Genomic DNA, 18,827 nt, shown 5'->3' with positions numbered 1-18,827 from the left:
CACTATACATAAAAAAGAACGGCCTGCTATGAGCGCCGTTCTTTTTTTTCTTCAGTAAAAAAACAAACTTATTCCCTGATCACTCTTACCTGCGCAGGCGCGTTAATCGTTGATTTAATCTTCCCGTTCGCCAGGCGTGTATGCTTCACCGTTACAATACCATAAGGCGTGGGAAAAGTTCCCTCTGCAAATTGCAGATCCCCAAGATGGGGCGCTACTTTAATCACCTTACACCCCGGCTCTATCACGGAGATACCAAGTACGTGTTCCGTCAGCCATGGAGTTGGCCCGGAGGCCCATCCATGACATAAACTATGACGGAAACCTTTATAACAATAAGCACCATAATCGCCGTGAATATCTTTTTGCCCGGCAGGCATTATCTCATCAATGCGGGAAGCATTGGGAAGCCAGTCCATGTTAAAGTCCTCCCAGAACGTAGTGGCGCCCAGCTTCAGCATAGCGCCCCAGTAGGTCCGGATATCGTTTAGCCCTCCCTGGTAATCGCCCGCTTTGGCCTTTGCCTGTAGCATATAGTAGCCATAGAAAGTGGAATAATCCTTTACGCCACCAACGGCGATAATTTCATCGTTCATCTTTTTTGCGGGCGCCAAACCTGACAATGCCATTAAGGCGGCGGCCTGTTTGGAGCCATTGGCATCGGGTACATTTTGCTTCAGCCGGGCAATAGCGGCTTCGCACTTCTTCACGGTAGCGTCATCCTTCAGTACCTTGCTCAATGCGGCGCCGGCATCCAGGGTCATGATCATCATTGCCTGTAGTCCTGCATGGATGCCAGGTTTGTTTTCGCTGGAGGGCCAGTCGAGGAAACGTGTGCCGTCGTGCAGGTCTTCACTATTATTGGCATCTATTTTCTTTGAGAGATGATCCAGTAATCCTTTCAGGTACCCGGCCTGCTGTTGCAGATAAGTAAGATTACCGGTGTGCAGGTACCAGTCGCGCTGAATAAGTACCCACCACATGGAATACGACACCATGCCATTCATATACTGCGGCAGCGGCGTTATATCGCGTGAAAGGTCCAGGCTCTTTGGCACCACGTCGTTATACCCGAAAACTGCACTGATAGCAGAGGTTTCGGGGTGCATATCGCCGATCCATACGAGGCGGTCGCGTTTAATGCCATCCCATAAATAGTCCTGCATGTTCAGATGAACGGTGTATGCGCCCGTCATCCAGATCTGGTTCAGTAACGTATCACTGCATTTAAAAGAGCCCAGGTAAGGCAGATCGCGGTATATGAAGATGGCCCTTACCTCTTTGAGTTGCAGCTCCGTATTATCATCCAACAGATCAATACGCACAAAACGGAAACCGGTGTTGCCTACTTCCAGCTTGCCCAGCCATGGCACTTCCACTATCATATCGCGCATGGCGTGATCATTGGTGGCATTCTTTCCCGGTTCAATATCGCTCATCGCTTCACTCACGGATTCACCAAAGCGTATCCGCAACTTTACCGGCTTACCGGTTTTATACATCCCGGTAACCAGTTGCAAGCCGCCATGCAACTCTTTCCCAAAATCGAACAGCAAGGCAGGATGCACGGTGGCTGTGCTTTTCAGCACACACATGTTTTGATTTGCCAGGTCGGCTTGTCCGTTGCCTGCCAGCAGAAAGCGTTGTGCATTGATAATATTTGTACCTGCATTAGGTGTTTGCCATATAATTTTTTCGGGAGATAAATAGCGCCGTACGGTAGCTGTTGCCTGGACTGTAGCCATACGGCTGCTGTCGAATACCGGAGGCAGCTGGGCCCGGGAAGAAACGGCACATAGCATTATGACGGCTACCTCTAAGATCCGGTTATATATTTTCATGTGATCAGGTTCCTTTGAATGTAATTAATATTTTACTGCGATGAGTTTTACAGGACCCATCAGGCCGGAAGCCTGATAAGCATCTTTCGGCGTATATGGGTTCACGTTACTCCATGTTTTCCTTTCGGCAGCAGGTAGTTTGCTATCTCCTATAAGGCGGTTTACCCAGGTATTTACTACCGTTACTGTTAGTTTATTCTCTTCTTTTTTCAGTGCCTGTTTTACATTTACCCGGTAAGGCGCTGTCCATACGTTGCCCAGCGGCACCCCGTTCAGGGTTACATCCGCCATTACACTCACGGCGCCAAGATCCAGGTATGGTGTGGATTCCGCCGGCAGTTCATCTGCCTTAAAAGTAATTTCATAAACAGCGGTACCGGAATAATTACGGATCTGTTCATTGGTGTGGGTACTCCAATCTGTCAGCTGGTCAAAAATCACCGGTTGAGCGGGGCCACGCTTTGCCGCATCAAAACTCACTTTCCATGGCCCCTGTAATTGGGTTAAGGTGATTGCCCCGGGGAAATTAACTCCTTTGCCTGTTGCCGCCGCCTTCTTACGGAATACTACAAAACCGCTTTGGTAAGGGGCTAACGTTAACGGCACTACGGTATGTGCTGGCTGTGGTGTAAACTCCTTCAGGTCGCGGGTTTCGCCGGTCACAGCATCCCACCATTCCGGTTGTTTACCCTGCACACGGAAGGCAGGCGATAATGTGATGTTTTGGTCCGACTGGTTGGTAACAAAATATATTTGTCCATCTGCAGTACTGCGATGGGTATACAACACCTGTTCCGGCAGTTGTGCCACATCCGCGGGTAACTGCAGGATGTTCAATGCCTGCGGCATGTCCATCCCGCTGAGCACCTGTCCTTTGCCATATTTCCTTTGGCGCTCCTGGCCATGGCCCCACAGCTCCGTGGCCAGGCTGCTGTACTTTGGTATCTGCCGCAGGGTATTGCTGTAAGCTCGGAGAGCGTTTGGGCGCGGGTCCCAGGATGGTGGCGCCTTCCTTTACCAGCTGCGCAATTTTCTCCAGCAGCTCCGGCCGCATGGTTTCGAGTTGCGGCAGTACCAGCAAACGATAGCTCATACCGTCTGGTAATACCAGCCTGCCATCCTTTACATGCAGGCGCTCCAGGATTACTTCCGCATTGATGTAGTCATAGGAGTATCCTTTGGGCAGTTCAGGATTTCTTACACCAGTCATTTTAGGCGCATCTTCCCCGATGAAGTAAGCAATATCATTTACTGTTTTGCCTTGTTGTAAGAGGAAATTACATCTCCTGATATAATCTATAAATGCTTTCCCCTGGTAAAACCAGGTATTCTTCCTGTTAAACTCTGTCCCAAAACCTGCGTTTACACCGGGTTCGCGATCATCATAGGGCTGTTCAATAAATACATGCAGGAGGCTGTGATTGATCCCTTCGGTGAAGGACCAGTCGCCACGGCGCTTCAGCAACGCGGGATAGCGACCGTATGTATTACCACCGGCGGTAAAAGACTCGGCAGCCACTCTTGTTTTACCATAAATATGCGCCGCGGAAGAAGCAGCCCGGCACTCGATATTGCCCAGTGTTCCTTCGTTCCAGAATTCACCGCCTATTTCATCCGACTGGCCACCGTACTTCAAAAACTCTGATGGGAAGCCCCAGTGGCCATAGTTTTCCAGCCATAGCTTCAAACCATCTTTATGACTGGCTTTGCGCAAACCGGCTACATATTTATAAGCCACGCGGTCGGCAACCAGACGGCGCAGGTCCCAGAGGAAGCGGTCCGACTGATCAGGCGAGCCCACTACCCTTCCGGATAATACCGGCAGCCACGGTAACGGATCGTAGCCATATTGTTTTTGGAAATCTTCCGCCATATCATCGGTCCAGTTTTGCGAACCGGTTTCGTAGCTGTCTGCCACTACCCACTTCAATGAAGTACGCTCTGCTTCGGGAATGCTTTTGCGGATCTTACCTACAAAGGCATCGTAGTGGTACTGCGACCATTTATCGCTGATCTTATCTATTTCCAACCCGGTTCCTTCCGGTGAAGCAGGACCATTGGTGACGCCGGTGGGCAGCATGCCATAGCGCACCACCAGCCAATCGCCCGCAGGCACCTTCCATGTAAGCGTACCGTTGGCGGATAAATTTTTAGTGAGATTAATTGCTTTGGTGGGATCGATGATCAAACCGGCGCCGGATATTTCCGGCTCGGGTGGCCACTGATATTCGTTCCATAGCGGCAGTGGTGTCTGGAACATTTTGGCCAGCTGCTTTTCTTCAAAGCGTTCGATGCGTGGCGCCGAAAGCAGCTTTACTTCTGCCAGCGAAGGATTGCCTTCGCTGATCAACAGCCGGAACTGCCTGCCGGTGGTGGCATTAAAGGAAACGGCGACTGGTGCATACGGTTTAAATCCTACATTATTTTGCGGGTTATTGCGGTCCAACTCAAAGCTCTTCATTGTTCGCCAGATGTCCCCTTCTTTCACCTGCAGTTCAAATTGTGCTTTGAAAGGTTTTTGGGCCGGGTAAATGATGAGGCTTCGTGCAGTGAAGTCGCCGGTTACCTCCAGATCGATGTGCGCGGGTGTTGGGCGGGCAACAGGCGTGGTAACAATTACTTCCTCGGTAGTATTTCCGTCTGTCAGTTTTTCAATATCCCGGAACGCGATGTTAGAAGTGATGTGTGGCGTATGTTTCCCAATATCATCTCCATCGCCGCCTGGCACCGGGAAAGCCATTACAGCCACCGTCTGAAAATCAGCAGGTCCTGGCGGTAGTTGCTGGTTATATTCATGTGGACCATGAACAGTAATTTCTTCGCCGGCGAGGTAGCGCATCGATTGTGATGGCTTTATCCAGGGGCCGCCACTTTGGCTCCAGCCGGGGCTGTTGAACAAGCCGATATCCAGTCCTTTTTCAGTGGCAGTGCGTATAGCCGTTCGTGTTACCTTCCACCATTCATCGGAAAACAGCTTTACCTTTCCGTAGGGAACCTCTTCTTTCGGATAACCTATATTACCGATAAAAGCCCGGCCAATGCCTACTTTCGCCATAGCTTCCACATCCTGCCTTACCCCATCCTGTGAAATATTATCACTCATCCAATACCAGTATACACTTAGCTTTGTACTGTCTGGTGGCGTTATAAAACCACGCTGCAAAGGCGTTTGTTGTCCGCTGGCAGTTAATGCAGCGGTTAACAGCAACACAGCGGCAGCATATTTTCTTATCATAGTATTTGAAAATTCGTTTAACCGTAAAAGTTATAGCGACAGGCACCCGGTTGCCGGACTGCTATCCGCCAACGAACCCATTGCGGTATTTCCCAAAGTAAAAAACGTTATCAGTATAACTGTCCTGGACCTCCCTGTAGTAAAGGATTACCGGGGTTGAGCATGCCCATTCTACCAAGCCACTTCATGGTGATCTGCATCCATACATCTACCGGCAGCTTCAATACAAAGCCGTGGTTGCCTTCGGGGTAAATATGCATTTCCGCTGGCACGTGCTGATGGCGCAGGGCCTGGTAAAACACCAGGCTGTTATCTACATCTACTACAGTATCATCGCCGGTATGAAAGAGGATAGTTGGCGGTGTTTGAGGCGTTACCTGCCGGTCGTTCGAGTAATTCCTTATAGCTTCTTCTCCCGGTTGACTGCCGAGCAGCCGCAAACGGGAACCGGGATGTGCGAGGTTCTTTTCCATGCTGATCACCGGGTATACCAGGATCATAAAATCGGGGCGCACATTGATGCCGGCATTGGCGGCCAGCACCGGTTTATTGAAGTGCGTACCTGTTGTGGAAGCGAGGTGCCCACCGGCAGAGAAACCCATAATGCCTACACGATTATTATCGATGTTCCATTCAGCGGCATGCGCCCGGATCATTTTCATGGCTTCCTGCGCATCCTGCAAAGGGCCGGTACTTTTATCCTGCATGATCTTATCATCCGGCAGGCGGTATTTGAGTACAAAGGCAGCGATGCCCTGCTTTACAAAGTATTCGGCGATATTGAGACCTTCCCGCTGCAGCACTACTGCGCGGTAGCCACCACCGGGGCAAATCAGCACCGCTGTGCCGGTAGCTTTGTCTTTGGGCGGCAGGTAAGCCGTTAAAGTAGGTACACTGGTATTTGTGCGGTTATTGTCCTTGTCGGTTACTTCCTCATCCGGTGCGGCAATTCCGCCGGGAGGAAGACCATTATATAAAGGCATTATGGTTTGCGCGTTGGCAACAATGGTAACGAAGCTGAAGAGCAGGATAAAGAGGGCACGCATAAGTTTATTTATTGGCAGTAATGATAATCAAAACTTCATAAAGTAGCATCATGTGTCACCGAATAATATTTCAGTTCTATCAGGTCGTTGGGCATGGGCTTGCTGTTCCAGGCGGAATGGATGGCCAGTGCGGCTCCCATCGCAGTAGCCTGCGCCATGGAGGCGGCAAAGATTTCAATATCAGGAAACAGTGCAGCCAGCAGATTCATATAGATGGCATTTTTACTGAATCCACCGTCAACGAATATACGTTTTACACGGGCTCCTTTCAGTACCCTGCTGGTGGCGATATATTGCTGATTGGCGATATCCAGCATCAGCTGATGATAGGCTTCTGTATCCGAAGAAAAACTATCCAGATCCCGCTGCCCGAATACAGATGCCTGCATCCGTTGTTTGTCGGCTTCCAGCTGCGGCGCATCCTGTTTATTTCTTTCCTTCAGCTGGCGGATGATGTTTCCATCGTACTCTACTCCACGATACTTGCCGGTATGCTGATCAAAATGTGTTGCAATACGCTTTACCTGTTGTTCGTGCTCGTAACCGGCAAACAGCCGGGAAGCCTTTACCGGCTTGCCTTGGAAAGACATGTAACATAAACAGTCCGCTTCCAGTTCTTCCGGTGTAAGCGGCGTATCATTAAATGGATTTAAGCTGATACACCAGGTGCCGGTAGATATCAGTACAAAAGGTTCATGAAAATTTACCAGGTATGGAATCAGTGCGGCGGAGCTGTCATGCAGACCAGTACCTACTGCGTAGCTGTTGCCCGGAAAGGCCGCGGGCATTACTTCTCCCGAAGAAAAAAGAGGCGCCAGCTTTTCCAGCACCCCTTCCTTTATTAACCACGAATGATAATTGTTTTGTTTAAAATCCCACAGGTTGGTATGACAGCCAATGCTGGTGATATCTGAGCAGGCAACACCCGACAGCAGGAAGCTCATGTATTGCGGCAGGTGCAATGCATACTTCATGCGACTGAATACTTCGGATTGCTCATATTTCAGCCGGTACAACTGCATACCGGAATTGAGGCTTCCCAATACCGGCGACGCCGTTTGCACGGAGAAAGCGGTTTTGCCACCGTAATTGCCGTAGAACTGCTGACTTAAAGTCTCCGGATATTCTTTCAGGTAGTTGTACAATGGAGTTAATGGGCGCCCTTCTTCATCGATGTATACGAGGCTTGCGCCATACGTTGAAAAATTGATGGCTTTGATCGTTACATCTTTTCTGCTGAATACTTCCCGCAGGGAATCAAATACGGAAAGCCGGAGGCTTTCCAGGTTTTCACAGGGCGCGCCATCTTCATCCACGGTTTCCGTAAAACGGGCGGTGCGCTCAAAGATGATCCTGTACTGTTCATCAAAGAGAAACAGTTTTTTGTTGGTTTTTCCAACATCAAAAATAGCAATAACGGGAATTTCGCTCATAAACACATTTAAATTACAAACCAGTCGCCATTGTTTTAGCGCCTCTTTCACGGATCAGGTGATCCCTCACTTTTTCAGCACGGTACAACGCCAGCGGATTCAATGCGCCGCCGGCTTGTATCCTGGCGGCAGCTACCAAAGAGCGTACATCTGTACGGAACGCCTGTTGCAGTATTTCCTGTGCGGTAACCACATCGTTGTGCTGTTGTGCAGCCAGCAATTTTTTACGGTCTACCAGCAACGCCTGTGCGTAGGTGATCATAATTGCTTCCACAGATTGCAGCAGATCTTCCAGCGGGTCTTTCACGTTGTGCGAGGCGTCTATCATCCATCCCAGATCTGTAGTATGATTCATGCCGCGGGCATCCATTCCTTCCACCAGTTCGTTGAAGATCAGGAACAGCTGGTAGGGCTTGATGCTGCCTACGGTGAGGTCATCGTCGCCGTACTTTGAATCGTTGAAATGGAAGCCGCCGAGTTTACCTTCCATCAGCAGCAGGGCTACAATCTGCTCAATGTTGGCATTAGGCAGATGATGCCCGAGATCTACCAACGTATAGGCTTTAGGGCCCAGTTTATTGGCGTACAGGAGCGACTGCCCCCAGTCGCCCACCGTAGTGGAATAAAAATTAGGTTCCGCGGCTTTATATTCCACAAACATTTTCCAGTTATCCGGCAGCGCTGCATAAATTTCCTGCAAACCTTCCAGTGTATTCTGAAAAGCATGGCGGAAATTCAGCTGGCCGGGGAAGCAGGAACCATCGGACAGCCACACGGTGAGTGCATCAGAGCCCAGTTCTATACCATGACGGATCACTTCTATGTTGTGCTCGATAGCCTGTTTGCGGATGTCTTTGTTGACATGCTGCAGCGAGCCGAATTTATAGCTCAGCTGCTGTCCGGGCTGATCCTGGAAAGTATTGGAATTCATCGCATCAAAGCGGAGGCCGTGTTGCGCCGCCATGGCTTTAATATGCGCGGGATTGGACGGAATATCCCAGGGTATGTGCAGGGAAATGGCGCCGCTGGATTGGTTCAGCTGATGAATCAACCCGATGTCTTCGATCTTTTCTTCCAGGTTCCTGGGTTCACCGCCGCCGGGGAAACGCCCAAAGCGGGTACCGCCGGTTCCCAGCGCCCAGCTGGGAATGCCCACCTGGAAAGATATCAGCTGCTGCAATATTTCAGGAACATTTTTAATTTCCCCCGAGAGATATTCAAATGCCCGCTGCTGCGCCGCCATTCCTGCCTGGTTATGCTCTTCTATCCTGTATTTTTCGATTCTCATGATAATCTTTTTTTACGTAGATAAAATAACATACTTATCTCACAAAAGCCATTGCTACTCCACCATCTACATTCAGTACATTGCCGGTTGCCTTGTTAAGTAAGCCGCCTACAAAAGCATAGCAGGCGTTGGCAATATCTTCGGGTACAATGATTTCGTTTAACAGCGTACGTTTCGCATAAAATGCGGGCAGTTCTTCCACCTTTACGCCATATGCTTTGGCCCGGCCTTCAGCCCAGGCGCCTGCCCATATTTTACTATCGGAAATTACCGCATCCGGATTTACAACGTTTACGCGTATACGATCTTTTCCCAGCTCGGCGGCATTGAGCCTGCTCAGGTGCAGCTGCGCTGCCTTGGCAGATCCGTAACCTGCATTGTTAGGACCGGAAACCAACGCATTTTTGCTGACGATGTTCAGCACATCCCCGCCGGTGTCCTGCTTGCGCATGATGTCCACACCTGCTTGCGTAACGAGGAACTGTCCTTTTACCAGTACGTCGTACAGCAGGTCCCAGTCTTTTTCTGTATGATCTTCCAGTGGTTTGGAGATCGATAACCCCGCGCAGTTTACGATGATATCGATGCCGCCAAAGGCCAGCACGGCCGTGTCGTAGGTTTTACGGATGGATGCGGAATCGGTTACATCGAGCAGGTCAGCGGCAAACACATCTTTCCCGTACAATTTATTAAACTCTTCGGTAGCAGAGGCCAGTCGCTGCGCATCGTTATCGTTGATGACCACCACCGCGCCTTCTTCCGCAAACTTTTTAGCGATCGCTTTACCGATACCGCCGGCACTGCCGGTTACCAGTGCTATTCTGCCGGTAAGCGCTTTAGGCTTGGGCATGCGTTGCAGCTTGGCTTCTTCCAGCAACCAGTATTCAATATTAAATGCTTCCTGCCGTGGCAGGGAAGTATATTCAGAGATGGCTTCCGCGCCTTTCATTACATTGATGGCGTTGATATAAAATTCAGCGGCCACCCTGGCGGTCTGTTTATCTTTTGCGAACGTGAACATGCCCACGCCGGGATACAGGATCACCACGGGGTTAGGATCGCGCATAGCCGGGCTGTTCGGATGTTTACAGGTATCGTAGTATTCTTTGTACATTTCCCGGTAGGCGGTAAATAACGGCGCCAGGGATGTTTTAATGGCGGCTATATCTTTCAGGTCTGCATCAGGCGGCAGGTTCAGTACTAACGGACTGATCTTCGTGCGCAGGAAGTGATCGGGGCAGCTGGTGCCCAGGGGCGCGAGCCTGCCGAGATCATTGGAATTAATAAATTCAAGCACTCTCGCGTCATCTGTAAAATGGCCTACCATCTTCTGTTGGGAAGAGCAGTATCCGCGTAAAACCGGCGCCAGCGCAGCGGCCTGGGCTTTACGGTCGTCAGGCGATAATGACTTTATTTTTGCGCCGCCAAACACCGGTTTATGGCGGCCGGTGTTTTCTTCCAGGTATTCTGCGCAGCGTTCAATTACTTCCAGGGTATTGATATAACTTTCGTAGGCGGTATCGCCCCAGGTGAATAGGCCATGAGAGCCCAGCATGATACCGCGGATACCGGGATTTTCGTCGAGGCACTGCTTTAATTGCAATCCAAGGTCAAATCCGGGCTTTTGCCAGGGTACCCAGCCGATAGTGCCGTTAAAGAGCTCCTGTGTGATTTTCCGGCCATCTTTTGCCGCTGCAATAGCAATGGCAGCATCCGGATGGAGGTGATCGATATGTTTGAAAGGAAGAAAACCATGCAGGGGGGTATCAATGGAGGGCGCTTTTGAGGCGAGATCATAAATGCAGTGGTTAAACAATTCCACCATTTCATCTTCATGCGCTATTCCCCGGTAAATATGCTGGAGGCTGCGAAGACGATCTACATACAAAGCGGCGAGGCCACTTTTTTTGAGCGTGCCCAGGTCCCCGCCGGAGCCCTTTACCCACATCACTTCTACGGGCTCTCCCGTTAAAGGATCTTTTGCGGTGGCTTTGCAGGAGGTGTTGCCACCACCGTAGTTGGTCAACCGGAGGTCTGCGCCGAGTAAATTGGAACGATAGATCAGCAAGGCTACTTCATCACCAGCCATAGCGGCCGCTGTTGCTTCATCCCATAAATAGCTGACATGCCTGAATTGCGTGGTAGTTCCATCTAAAGACATACTCTATAATTTTTACGTTTTTAATTGCGATAATGCGGAGGGTTAATTTTCTAAAGAATTACCATATCCGACCAGGACTACAGAAAGAATAATGGTGAATATACCCAGGGAAATAGTAACGAATGTTTTTTTACTGGCATTTTTCCATTCCTTCAGCACAAAACCCCACATACCGGAAATCAGGATAATAAAAGCCATGTGCAGGATCCAGGAGCTGGCGTCGTTACCCAGTTTACTTTCTCCCATTCCATAAAAAAAGAATTGCAGGAACCACGTAGTACCCGCGATCGCTGCAAACAGGTAGTTTTTCACCAGCGGGGTGTTTTTATTCGTATAGTCGTTGAACGAGCGGTTACGCCTGTTGAGCAGCATGCACCAGATAAAATTGGTGGTGAGCCCTCCCAGCATAATCACTACAAAAATAACATTGTTCCGGAACAAAGGGTTGGCATTATTCGCTACTGCCGCTTTGCCCATGCTGTTGCCGGCAGTAATGGCAAAACTCATACAGGCGCTCAGGATGCCGGAAACAATGGCTACGGCCAGTCCTTTGCGGAGGTCAAATTCGCGGATGCTTTCGGTTTTCTGTTCACCGGTGAGTTCCTTTTCTTTCAACATACCGGCTTTCCCGCAAATGGCAATCCCCACCAGGCACACCGCCACGCCGCATAACACGTATAATCCCCTGCTGCTGTGAAACATGGCCCCCAGTGTATTAGCGTCATCTGTAAACAATCCACGGTAAATAGGTGGTATCAGTGCACCAAAGGCGGAACAAAAGCCCAGTGCCACAGCCATTCCCAGCGACATACCGAGGTAACGCATGGATAAACCGAACGTTAAACCGCCAATACCCCACAGCACGCCCAGGAAATAAGTCCAGAAAAGAACAGTGCCTTCTGTATTACGGATAATATCCATAAACCCCGGAACGGTTAACCAGGCAGCCAGCAGCGGAACTACCAGCCAGGAGAAGATCCCGCCCACAATCCAGTAACTTTCCCAGCTCCACCCCTTTACCTTTTTGTAAGGGATATAGAAACTTCCCGATGCGAACCCACCTATGAAATGAAATAAAACTCCCAGTAAAGCCTGCATAATGATGTAGTAATTTGTAACGTGGAAACGAATGTTCCATAAAAATAAAACATGTAACTTTTAAAACTGTCATGGACTGTCATGGTTTCCGGCAGGAGATAGTAATTGTAGAATTAAATCACTATCATTGTCGTGAAAACAGCCATGTCAGCACCTGATAGCTAATTCCGCGGATTAATACCTGATGAGCCATGAAACAGCATCCGATCTTTAAATACCTTTTTATTGATGATTTTTCTGCCACGCCTAAATATTACCAGCTGGCCAACTCTATCATCAAAGCTATTGTGGACAAAAAAGTGCAGCAGGATGATATACTGCCGTCCATCAATGAAGTCAGCTACGCTTTTGAAATTTCGAGGGATACCGCAGAGAAAGCATACAAATACCTGAAAGGACTGGGTATCCTGGGGTCCGTTCCCGGAAAAGGCTACTATGTGTCGCAAACCAATCTTGACCAACAATTTAAGATACTGCTGCTGTTCAACAAACTGAGCGAGCACAAAAAAATCATCTATGATTCGTTTGCAGACAAGCTGGGAGAACAGGCCAATATCGACTTCTATATTTATAACAGCGATTTCAGTCTCTTTAAAAAACTGTTATCCCAGAATATTAATGAATATACACATATTGTGATACTTCCGCACTTCCGGGAAAGATGGGAGCACGTAGATGAAGTGATCAATACCATCCCGAAAGAAAAGCTTATCCTGCTGGATAAAAAGCTGAAAGGCGTGACCGGCGAATACGGCGCAGTATACGAGAATTTCCAGGAAGATATTTACGGCGCCCTGGAACAAGCCAGGGACAAGCTGCAGCAATACCACACTATTAAAATCATTTACCCCGATAATACCTATTACCCGGAAGAAATTTATGAAGGATTTATGCAGTTCTGCCAGAACTATGCCTTCAACAGCAAGAAGGTGGAAGAGATAGGAGAAGAAGATATTCAGCCGGGAGATGTATATATTAACCTGCGGGAAAATGACCTGGTATTGCTGATTGAAAGGATTATTTCCTTAAACCTGAAGATAGGTAAGGATGTAGGGATCATTTCCTACAACGAAACACCGTTGAAAAAATTCATTCTCAACGGCATCACCACTATTTCCACCGACTTTAGGTGTATGGGAGAAATGGCTGCACAGCTGATACTCGATAACTCCCGGGCACAGATAGAAGTACCTTTTTATGTGACCATGCGGGCATCTTTGTAATTACCTTACCTTTGGGCTCTTAAAAAAGGAACAACATGGAAACACCAGGCGCATCCAAAGACCCGCTGCACGGACTAACACTGGAAAAAATAGTGACACATCTTTATGAAAGCTATGGCTGGGAAGAACTGGGCTACCAGGTAAGGATTAATTGCTTTATCAGCAATCCTTCTGTGCAGAGCAGTTTAAAATTCCTCCGTAAAACGCCATGGGCGCGTAAAAAGGTGGAGGATTTTTATCTATATTCTTTACGGAAGAAGTTATTGAAGTAGTGTCCGGAACCGGACACGCACCTTTTCAAAACCGGACATCCCTCCTCTTTTAATCTTTCCTTACATACTGAAAACCAGCATTTTAATATGATGGCATTTACTTCGCTGCAAGTTAGCTCCATCCTATAAATTGCATTTGCATGTTCAGCAGTTATATTAAAACAGCTTTCAGGACGATCACGCGGAATCTCAGCTATACATTTCTGAATGTATTTGGCTTAACGCTTAGCATTGCGGCCTGCCTGATCATTTTTCTCATTGTAAAAAATGAGTTGAGTTACGATAGCTTCCACAAAAAAGCGGATCGGATTTACCGAGTAACATTCAATGCCCTCGATTATAATCCCAGTACCTCACTGGCGGTGGTACCCGCACTGCGTAACGATTTCCCGGAACTGGAACAGGTATCGCAATACTGGTACCAGGCTACCGGGCTCGTAAAGGCAGGTGATGCACGATACAATGAAAAAGGATTTGCTTTTGCAGATGCGGCCTTCCTGCAGCTGTTTGACTACCACTGGCTGGCAGGAGATCCGCGCACGGCGTTGTCGGAGCCGAACCAGGTGATACTGACACAAAGTATGGCCGGAAAGTACTTTGGCACCAAAGACCCAATGGGCCAGGTGATCAACCTGAACAACCAGTTTAATCTTAAAGTAACCGGTGTTGTTGAAGATTTGCCGGGCAATACCAGTCAGCCTTTCGTATTCCTGGTTTCCTACGAAACCATCCGGAAGGAAGCGCTGGCGCAGGCCTCATTCTACAACATCAGCGGAGGCAATGCATTTGTATTGCTGCCGGAACACTATAATGCAGCGAAGTTGCAGGCCAGGATGCCCGCCTTTATTACTAAAAACTGGGGCGCAGATGTTGCCGCGGGAACAAAACTGTTACTGCAGCCGTTGAAAGAAATCCATTTTGACCAGCGTTACCAGAGTAGTCCTGCCAGTCCTACCACCAGCCGGGAAACCTATTGGGGCCTTGCTATGGTGGCGTTGTTTATCATTATTACCGCCTGTATCAATTTCATCAACATGGCTACTGCACAAGCGATACGCCGTGCAAAAGAGGTGGGTGTACGTAAAGTGCTGGGGGCTTACCGCGGACAACTCATCCGCCAGTTCTTGTCTGAAACCGCTTTACTGGTGTTGATTGCCGTTGTGCTGGGAACAATAGCTGCAGGCATTTTGCTGCCTTTTGTGGCCACCTGGATGAACGTGAAAATCGGGGTGTCACAATTGATGCAACCGGTCATTGCAGCGTTGCTGGCAGCAATAACGGTAACGGTTATACTTTTAGCGGGCCTGTACCCCGCCTTTGTACAATCCACCTTTCAGCCCGCAGCCTCTCTTAAAAGCAATACGGGTATTACCTTCCGGGGATTGGGTTTAAGAAAGATCCTGGTATCCACCCAATTTGGTATTTCACAGATCCTGATTGCAGGTACGCTGATAGTAGGCTACCAGATGGACTTCCTCCAGAACCGGGACCTGGGTTTTAATAAAGATGCCGTGGTTTCTTTCCGGGTTCCTGACAAAGAAAAACGTGATATTTTGCGGGAACAATTATTATCCAACCCAGGTGTAAAGCAGCTGAGCTTTGCTTCCGGACCGCCGGTAGGTGGCAGTAATTATGCCGCCTTTACCTGCCCTGAAGCCGGTGTTATCAAGGATGATGTAACAGAGATGAAAGCCATTGATGAACAATACCTGGATATGTTTTCCATCAAACTGCTGGCAGGTGAAAACCTCCGTAAATTAACAGATGCAGATACCGTGCGCCGGGTGCTGGTCAATGAAACCCTGCTACACAAAATTGGCATACAAACACCGGAAAACGCCATTGGTAAACGTTTCTACATCAATGGCAGCCCCACCCAGATTATGGGTGTGGTACAGAACTTTCAAAGTGAATCACGTTATAAAAAAGGAAGACCCTGTGTGCTGGAATACAGCTCCAATGGCTTTAGAACCGCCTGTGTAAAGATACAACCGGCAAATATGCACAACACGCTTTCTGGTATTGATAAGACCTGGTCGGCGCTCTTTACGGAGAACCTGTTTGAATACGACTTTCTGGACGACCGGATTGCCAATTTATATAACCAGGAGCAAAAATTATATACCGCCTTCAAGCTCTTTTCGTCTCTTGCCATTCTGATCGGTTGCCTCGGATTATACGGCCTGGTGGCCTTTGCAGCGGTTCAGCGCACCAAAGAAGTGGGTATCCGTAAAGTACTGGGTGCTTCCCTCCTGAACATCGTTGGCTTATTTGCAAAAGAATTCATTGTGCTGATCATCGTCTCCTTCGTCATTGCGGCGCCTGTGGCCTGGTTTGTAATGGCGCGCTGGTTAGACAATTTCGCTTATCAGACCCATATCGGCGGCGGCATTTTCGTTATTGCCATCCTGGTATCTGTATTGATAGCAGGAGTTACCATCGCTTACCAGTCGGTGAAAGCCGGGCTGGCAAACCCGGTTAAAAGTTTACGGATGTAGCTACAGTTTAATTTTCAGACCCATTTCGCGTTTCATGGTAAGCAGGGCTTCTGCATTGCCTTTCGCGTCATCTACCGGGTGATGTGTATGGGTTGTTTTGCGCAGGTGTTTGAAGGTCTGGAAAGTATCTTTTGTAATGCCTTTGTACAAGCTGCCGAGGTTTTGGGAGCTAAATCCAAATGGATTTTCACCGGTAAAGTGATGAAAATACCAGCAGATAAACATCCAGTCGAACCCGTTGTTATCGCTGATAAAAATGGGCCGGTTCTTACTAACGGAGATAATCCATTGTTTAAAGTCCTGCATCACCTGTGCGGGATCATTGAAGCCCAGGGTATCCTCCCGCGTGTGATTAGACACGGCCAGTGCTTCCGGGATAAATTTATCGGAAATGGGTTTCAGCTGACCGTAAAAAGATTGATTGAGTTGTTCATTTACCAGAACGGCGCCAAAAGAAATCATTGAGTAATCGCCGGGAATGGGACCATCTGTTTCAACGTCCACCATAATAAAAGCCATGTTTTATAGTTTGTTGCCTTGGGGTCACTAAGGCGTTATACATCTTCCAAAAATATAAAAATATTATATAACAAAGAAAAAGGCATCCCGGCTATGCCAGGATGCCTTTAACGCCAAAGCGTTAACAGATTCTCTAATGGAGCCGCCCGGGTTAAACTAAATTAACCTTAGGTGTCCATGAATATTCTGTAGATAGCATGAATACCTCCTTTTCTTTGGTGAGTAATGAAACTACAACAAAATATCTGAATTAGAAAACGTTACAACAAAAAAATAACATATCGTTGCAGTGGAATTATGTAAATAGTTGTTATTGCTTCTTTATAACAGTTGGCAATAATATTTCCCGGACGTTTTTTTCAAAGTAATAGGCCCTGGGTATATCTTTTTCGCTATATCCCACATTTTCCATTACGACAAGACTGCTGCCCGTAGCCGGGTAGTAGAAGTTAATCAGTGTAAAACCCAGCTGGGGCATATATCCTGTATGTCCCATCTCCTGCTTATCGTCGCTGACCACAATACCATAGCCGGTTCCTATAGACCCGTATACCGTGTGCTGCCGGTGTTCCCAAACATGCGTCATTTGCTGGTAGCTGCTGTCGTTCAGCAATTTCCCTCCATATAGCAATTCATTCCATCGTACCAGGTCGCGGGCAGTGGAAACCACGCCTGCACCTGCGTAGTGCCAGTCGGGTATGGTGTCCGTGCACGCTTCCAGGCTTCCGGATGCCGTTTCCTGGTAGCCCTGCACGGCCCGCTTCCGGCCGGTAATACCGGAGTGCTTCATGCCGCATTTTTTAAACAAGGCATCTGCCAACTCCGTATAGGGCTTACCGGTAGTTCGTTCCAATACGGATTTCAGCAGGGAATAGCCAAAGTTGGAATAAGCGTACCTGGTGCCGGGCGGAAAGGCCAGCGGGGCATCAAACCACACTACGCCCGAGGTATGATTCAGCAGCTGGTGGATGGAGACGCTGTCTGCCCAGCTATCTTTTATTTCCGGTAGATAAGTATGCAATGTTTGCTGCAGCTGGATATGTCCTTTTTCGACTTCCTGCAAAACCATTACAGCCGTCATTTGCTTGGTAATGGACATAATGATAAACGGATCATCGATATTCAGCGGCTGCTTTGCTTCGCGGTTGGCGTAGCCATAGCTTTTAGTATAGAGCGTTTTGCCCTTTTGTGTAATTAGCACTACCCCGTTGAACGGGCGGGGACTTCTGACGGTTAGCAGAGAGTCAAGCCGGTTGGAAAGTGACTGCTGTGCGGCAACCAGCCCGGCAGCCAGCACCAGAACGCCGGTAAGGATGAATGAACGGGTTTTCAATTTATTTCTTCTTTAATGCTGTGGCTATTGCTTTTTCCGCCAGTGGCCCCATCACGAGGTAGCCGGCTTTATTGGGGTGTACACCATCGTAGGTGAGCTCGGCTTTCAGGCCTTTTCTTTCATCAGCCATCGCCGTATAATAATCCAGGTATACACAATTATTTTTGGCGGCGTAGTTTTTAAGGCGCTGATTCAGGTCGGCGATCTTTCCAACCGGCTCCAGTCCTTTACGCCATGGATAATCAAATGCCGGTATTACGGAAGACAGCACCACTTTGATACCGTTTGCTTTGGCCAGTTCCGCCATCGATACAATGTTCCCGAAAATCGTTTCCACCGGGGTAAAGCCGGTATTGCCCGCAATGTCGTTGGTACCTGCCAGGATCACTACCACCTTTGGTTTCAGGTTAATCACATCAGGACGGAAGCGGATCAGCATTTGTGGCGTGGTTTGTCCGCTGATACCCCGGTTGATGTAGGGTTTGCCTTCAAAAAACTCCGGGTTCAGCTTTCCCCATCCGATGGTAATGGAATTACCCATAAATACTACCCGTTGTTCGCCCGGTTTGGGCGCGGTAACCTGGGTATTCGCTTCCTCAAAACACTTTAAACAGGCCCAGTCCTGTTTCATCAACTCCTCCCGCTGTTTCTTTTCTTTTGCGGCAGCATCAGCGTCCGTAGTATTCTGCGCAAAAGCCGTAGTGCCCAATATGGCAAACAGGGCTACCAATGTCAGGCTTTTTCTGTTCATGATCATACGTCAGATTTTTAACTGTCTGCATTTTAATAAATGCAACGGAAAGTAACAATATTTTCCCGGCTTTTACAAACGCCTCTTTGATACCAGTTAACATGCCCTGATACAGGACAGTACAGGACA

13 protein-coding genes and 1 pseudogene are annotated in these 18,827 nt (G+C 48.5%); 3 read left to right on the top strand and 11 right to left on the bottom strand.

Annotated features, from left to right (window positions below):
• Window positions 1-68 precede the first annotated feature (68 nt).
• The 8 genes and pseudogenes from QFZ48_RS26395 to rhaT all read right to left on the bottom strand — a co-directional run bounded on the left by QFZ48_RS26395 (window position 69) and on the right by rhaT (window position 12,102).
• On the bottom strand, window positions 69-1,841 hold the full coding sequence (locus QFZ48_RS26395) for an alpha-L-rhamnosidase C-terminal domain-containing protein (RefSeq protein WP_429064554.1): 1,773 nt from the start codon (window positions 1,839-1,841) through the stop codon (window positions 69-71).
• A gap of 24 nt (window positions 1,842-1,865) precedes the next feature.
• Window positions 1,866-2,756: a glycosylhydrolase-like jelly roll fold domain-containing protein gene (locus QFZ48_RS26390; protein ID WP_429065559.1), complete on the bottom strand. Its 891-nt coding sequence runs from the start codon at window positions 2,754-2,756 to the stop codon at window positions 1,866-1,868.
• Window positions 2,757-2,853: 97 nt separating this feature from the next.
• A pseudogene (locus QFZ48_RS26385) lies at window positions 2,854-4,944 on the bottom strand (glycosyl hydrolase); the annotation flags it as partial.
• A gap of 242 nt (window positions 4,945-5,186) precedes the next feature.
• The gene (locus QFZ48_RS26380) at window positions 5,187-6,122 is read right to left on the bottom strand and encodes an alpha/beta hydrolase (protein ID WP_429048146.1); all 936 of its coding nucleotides are present in this window, start codon (window positions 6,120-6,122) and stop codon (window positions 5,187-5,189) included.
• A 35-nt stretch (window positions 6,123-6,157) separates the two neighbouring features.
• Window positions 6,158-7,555, bottom strand: coding sequence for an FGGY-family carbohydrate kinase (locus tag QFZ48_RS26375; protein ID WP_429064553.1), 1,398 nt, complete (start codon window positions 7,553-7,555; stop codon window positions 6,158-6,160).
• A 13-nt stretch (window positions 7,556-7,568) separates the two neighbouring features.
• The gene (locus tag QFZ48_RS26370) at window positions 7,569-8,843 is read right to left on the bottom strand and encodes a sugar isomerase (protein WP_429064551.1); all 1,275 of its coding nucleotides are present in this window, start codon (window positions 8,841-8,843) and stop codon (window positions 7,569-7,571) included.
• A gap of 34 nt (window positions 8,844-8,877) precedes the next feature.
• On the bottom strand, window positions 8,878-11,004 hold the full coding sequence (locus QFZ48_RS26365; protein ID WP_429048151.1) for a bifunctional aldolase/short-chain dehydrogenase: 2,127 nt from the start codon (window positions 11,002-11,004) through the stop codon (window positions 8,878-8,880).
• Between the two features lie 42 nt (window positions 11,005-11,046).
• Window positions 11,047-12,102, bottom strand: coding sequence for an L-rhamnose/proton symporter RhaT (gene rhaT / locus QFZ48_RS26360; protein WP_429048153.1), 1,056 nt, complete (start codon window positions 12,100-12,102; stop codon window positions 11,047-11,049).
• A 191-nt stretch (window positions 12,103-12,293) separates the two neighbouring features.
• Between rhaT and QFZ48_RS26355 the strand changes: the two genes are divergently transcribed.
• The 3 genes from QFZ48_RS26355 to QFZ48_RS26345 all read left to right on the top strand — a co-directional run bounded on the left by QFZ48_RS26355 (window position 12,294) and on the right by QFZ48_RS26345 (window position 16,095).
• Window positions 12,294-13,325 carry a GntR family transcriptional regulator gene (locus tag QFZ48_RS26355; RefSeq protein ID WP_429048155.1) on the top strand — a complete coding sequence of 344 codons (1,032 nt, stop codon included), beginning with the start codon at window positions 12,294-12,296 and terminating at the stop codon, window positions 13,323-13,325.
• Between the two features lie 35 nt (window positions 13,326-13,360).
• On the top strand, window positions 13,361-13,597 hold the full coding sequence (locus QFZ48_RS26350) for a VF530 family DNA-binding protein (RefSeq protein ID WP_429048157.1): 237 nt from the start codon (window positions 13,361-13,363) through the stop codon (window positions 13,595-13,597).
• Between the two features lie 140 nt (window positions 13,598-13,737).
• On the top strand, window positions 13,738-16,095 hold the full coding sequence (locus tag QFZ48_RS26345; protein WP_429064549.1) for an ABC transporter permease: 2,358 nt from the start codon (window positions 13,738-13,740) through the stop codon (window positions 16,093-16,095).
• Here QFZ48_RS26345 and QFZ48_RS26340 read toward each other — a convergent pair whose 3' ends face one another.
• The 3 genes from QFZ48_RS26340 to QFZ48_RS26330 form a co-directional block, all read right to left on the bottom strand.
• The gene (locus QFZ48_RS26340; RefSeq protein ID WP_429064547.1) at window positions 16,096-16,614 is read right to left on the bottom strand and encodes a 3'-5' exoribonuclease domain-containing protein; all 519 of its coding nucleotides are present in this window, start codon (window positions 16,612-16,614) and stop codon (window positions 16,096-16,098) included. It abuts the gene before it with no gap.
• Window positions 16,615-16,924: 310 nt separating this feature from the next.
• On the bottom strand, window positions 16,925-17,947 hold the full coding sequence (locus QFZ48_RS26335) for a serine hydrolase domain-containing protein (protein ID WP_429048163.1): 1,023 nt from the start codon (window positions 17,945-17,947) through the stop codon (window positions 16,925-16,927).
• A gap of 1 nt (window position 17,948) precedes the next feature.
• Entirely contained in the window at window positions 17,949-18,704 is a 756-nt protein-coding gene (locus tag QFZ48_RS26330) for an SGNH/GDSL hydrolase family protein (protein WP_429048165.1), read from the bottom strand.
• Window positions 18,705-18,827: the final 123 nt, after the last annotated feature.

It is taken from the genome of Chitinophaga sp. W2I13 (assembly GCF_050434005.1).
In the GTDB taxonomy this organism is placed as follows: domain Bacteria; phylum Bacteroidota; class Bacteroidia; order Chitinophagales; family Chitinophagaceae; genus Chitinophaga.
This window is presented reverse-complemented; position numbering and strand designations above follow the sequence as displayed.

What these genes read in the sequence shown, in the direction of transcription:
- QFZ48_RS26370 (WP_429064551.1), bottom strand. Translation starts at nt 8,843, where the DNA reads ATGAGAATCGAAAAATACAGGATAGAAGAGCATAACCAGGCAGGAATG.
- QFZ48_RS26355 (WP_429048155.1), top strand. Translation starts at nt 12,294, where the DNA reads ATGAAACAGCATCCGATCTTTAAATACCTTTTTATTGATGATTTTTCT.
- QFZ48_RS26395 (WP_429064554.1), bottom strand. Translation starts at nt 1,841, where the DNA reads ATGAAAATATATAACCGGATCTTAGAGGTAGCCGTCATAATGCTATGT.
- QFZ48_RS26365 (WP_429048151.1), bottom strand. Translation starts at nt 11,004, where the DNA reads ATGTCTTTAGATGGAACTACCACGCAATTCAGGCATGTCAGCTATTTA.
- QFZ48_RS26380 (WP_429048146.1), bottom strand. Translation starts at nt 6,122, where the DNA reads ATGCGTGCCCTCTTTATCCTGCTCTTCAGCTTCGTTACCATTGTTGCC.
- QFZ48_RS26375 (WP_429064553.1), bottom strand. Translation starts at nt 7,555, where the DNA reads ATGAGCGAAATTCCCGTTATTGCTATTTTTGATGTTGGAAAAACCAAC.
- QFZ48_RS26340 (WP_429064547.1), bottom strand. Translation starts at nt 16,614, where the DNA reads ATGGCTTTTATTATGGTGGACGTTGAAACAGATGGTCCCATTCCCGGC.
- rhaT (WP_429048153.1), bottom strand. Translation starts at nt 12,102, where the DNA reads ATGCAGGCTTTACTGGGAGTTTTATTTCATTTCATAGGTGGGTTCGCA.
- QFZ48_RS26345 (WP_429064549.1), top strand. Translation starts at nt 13,738, where the DNA reads ATGTTCAGCAGTTATATTAAAACAGCTTTCAGGACGATCACGCGGAAT.
- QFZ48_RS26350 (WP_429048157.1), top strand. Translation starts at nt 13,361, where the DNA reads ATGGAAACACCAGGCGCATCCAAAGACCCGCTGCACGGACTAACACTG.
- QFZ48_RS26330 (WP_429048165.1), bottom strand. Translation starts at nt 18,704, where the DNA reads ATGATCATGAACAGAAAAAGCCTGACATTGGTAGCCCTGTTTGCCATA.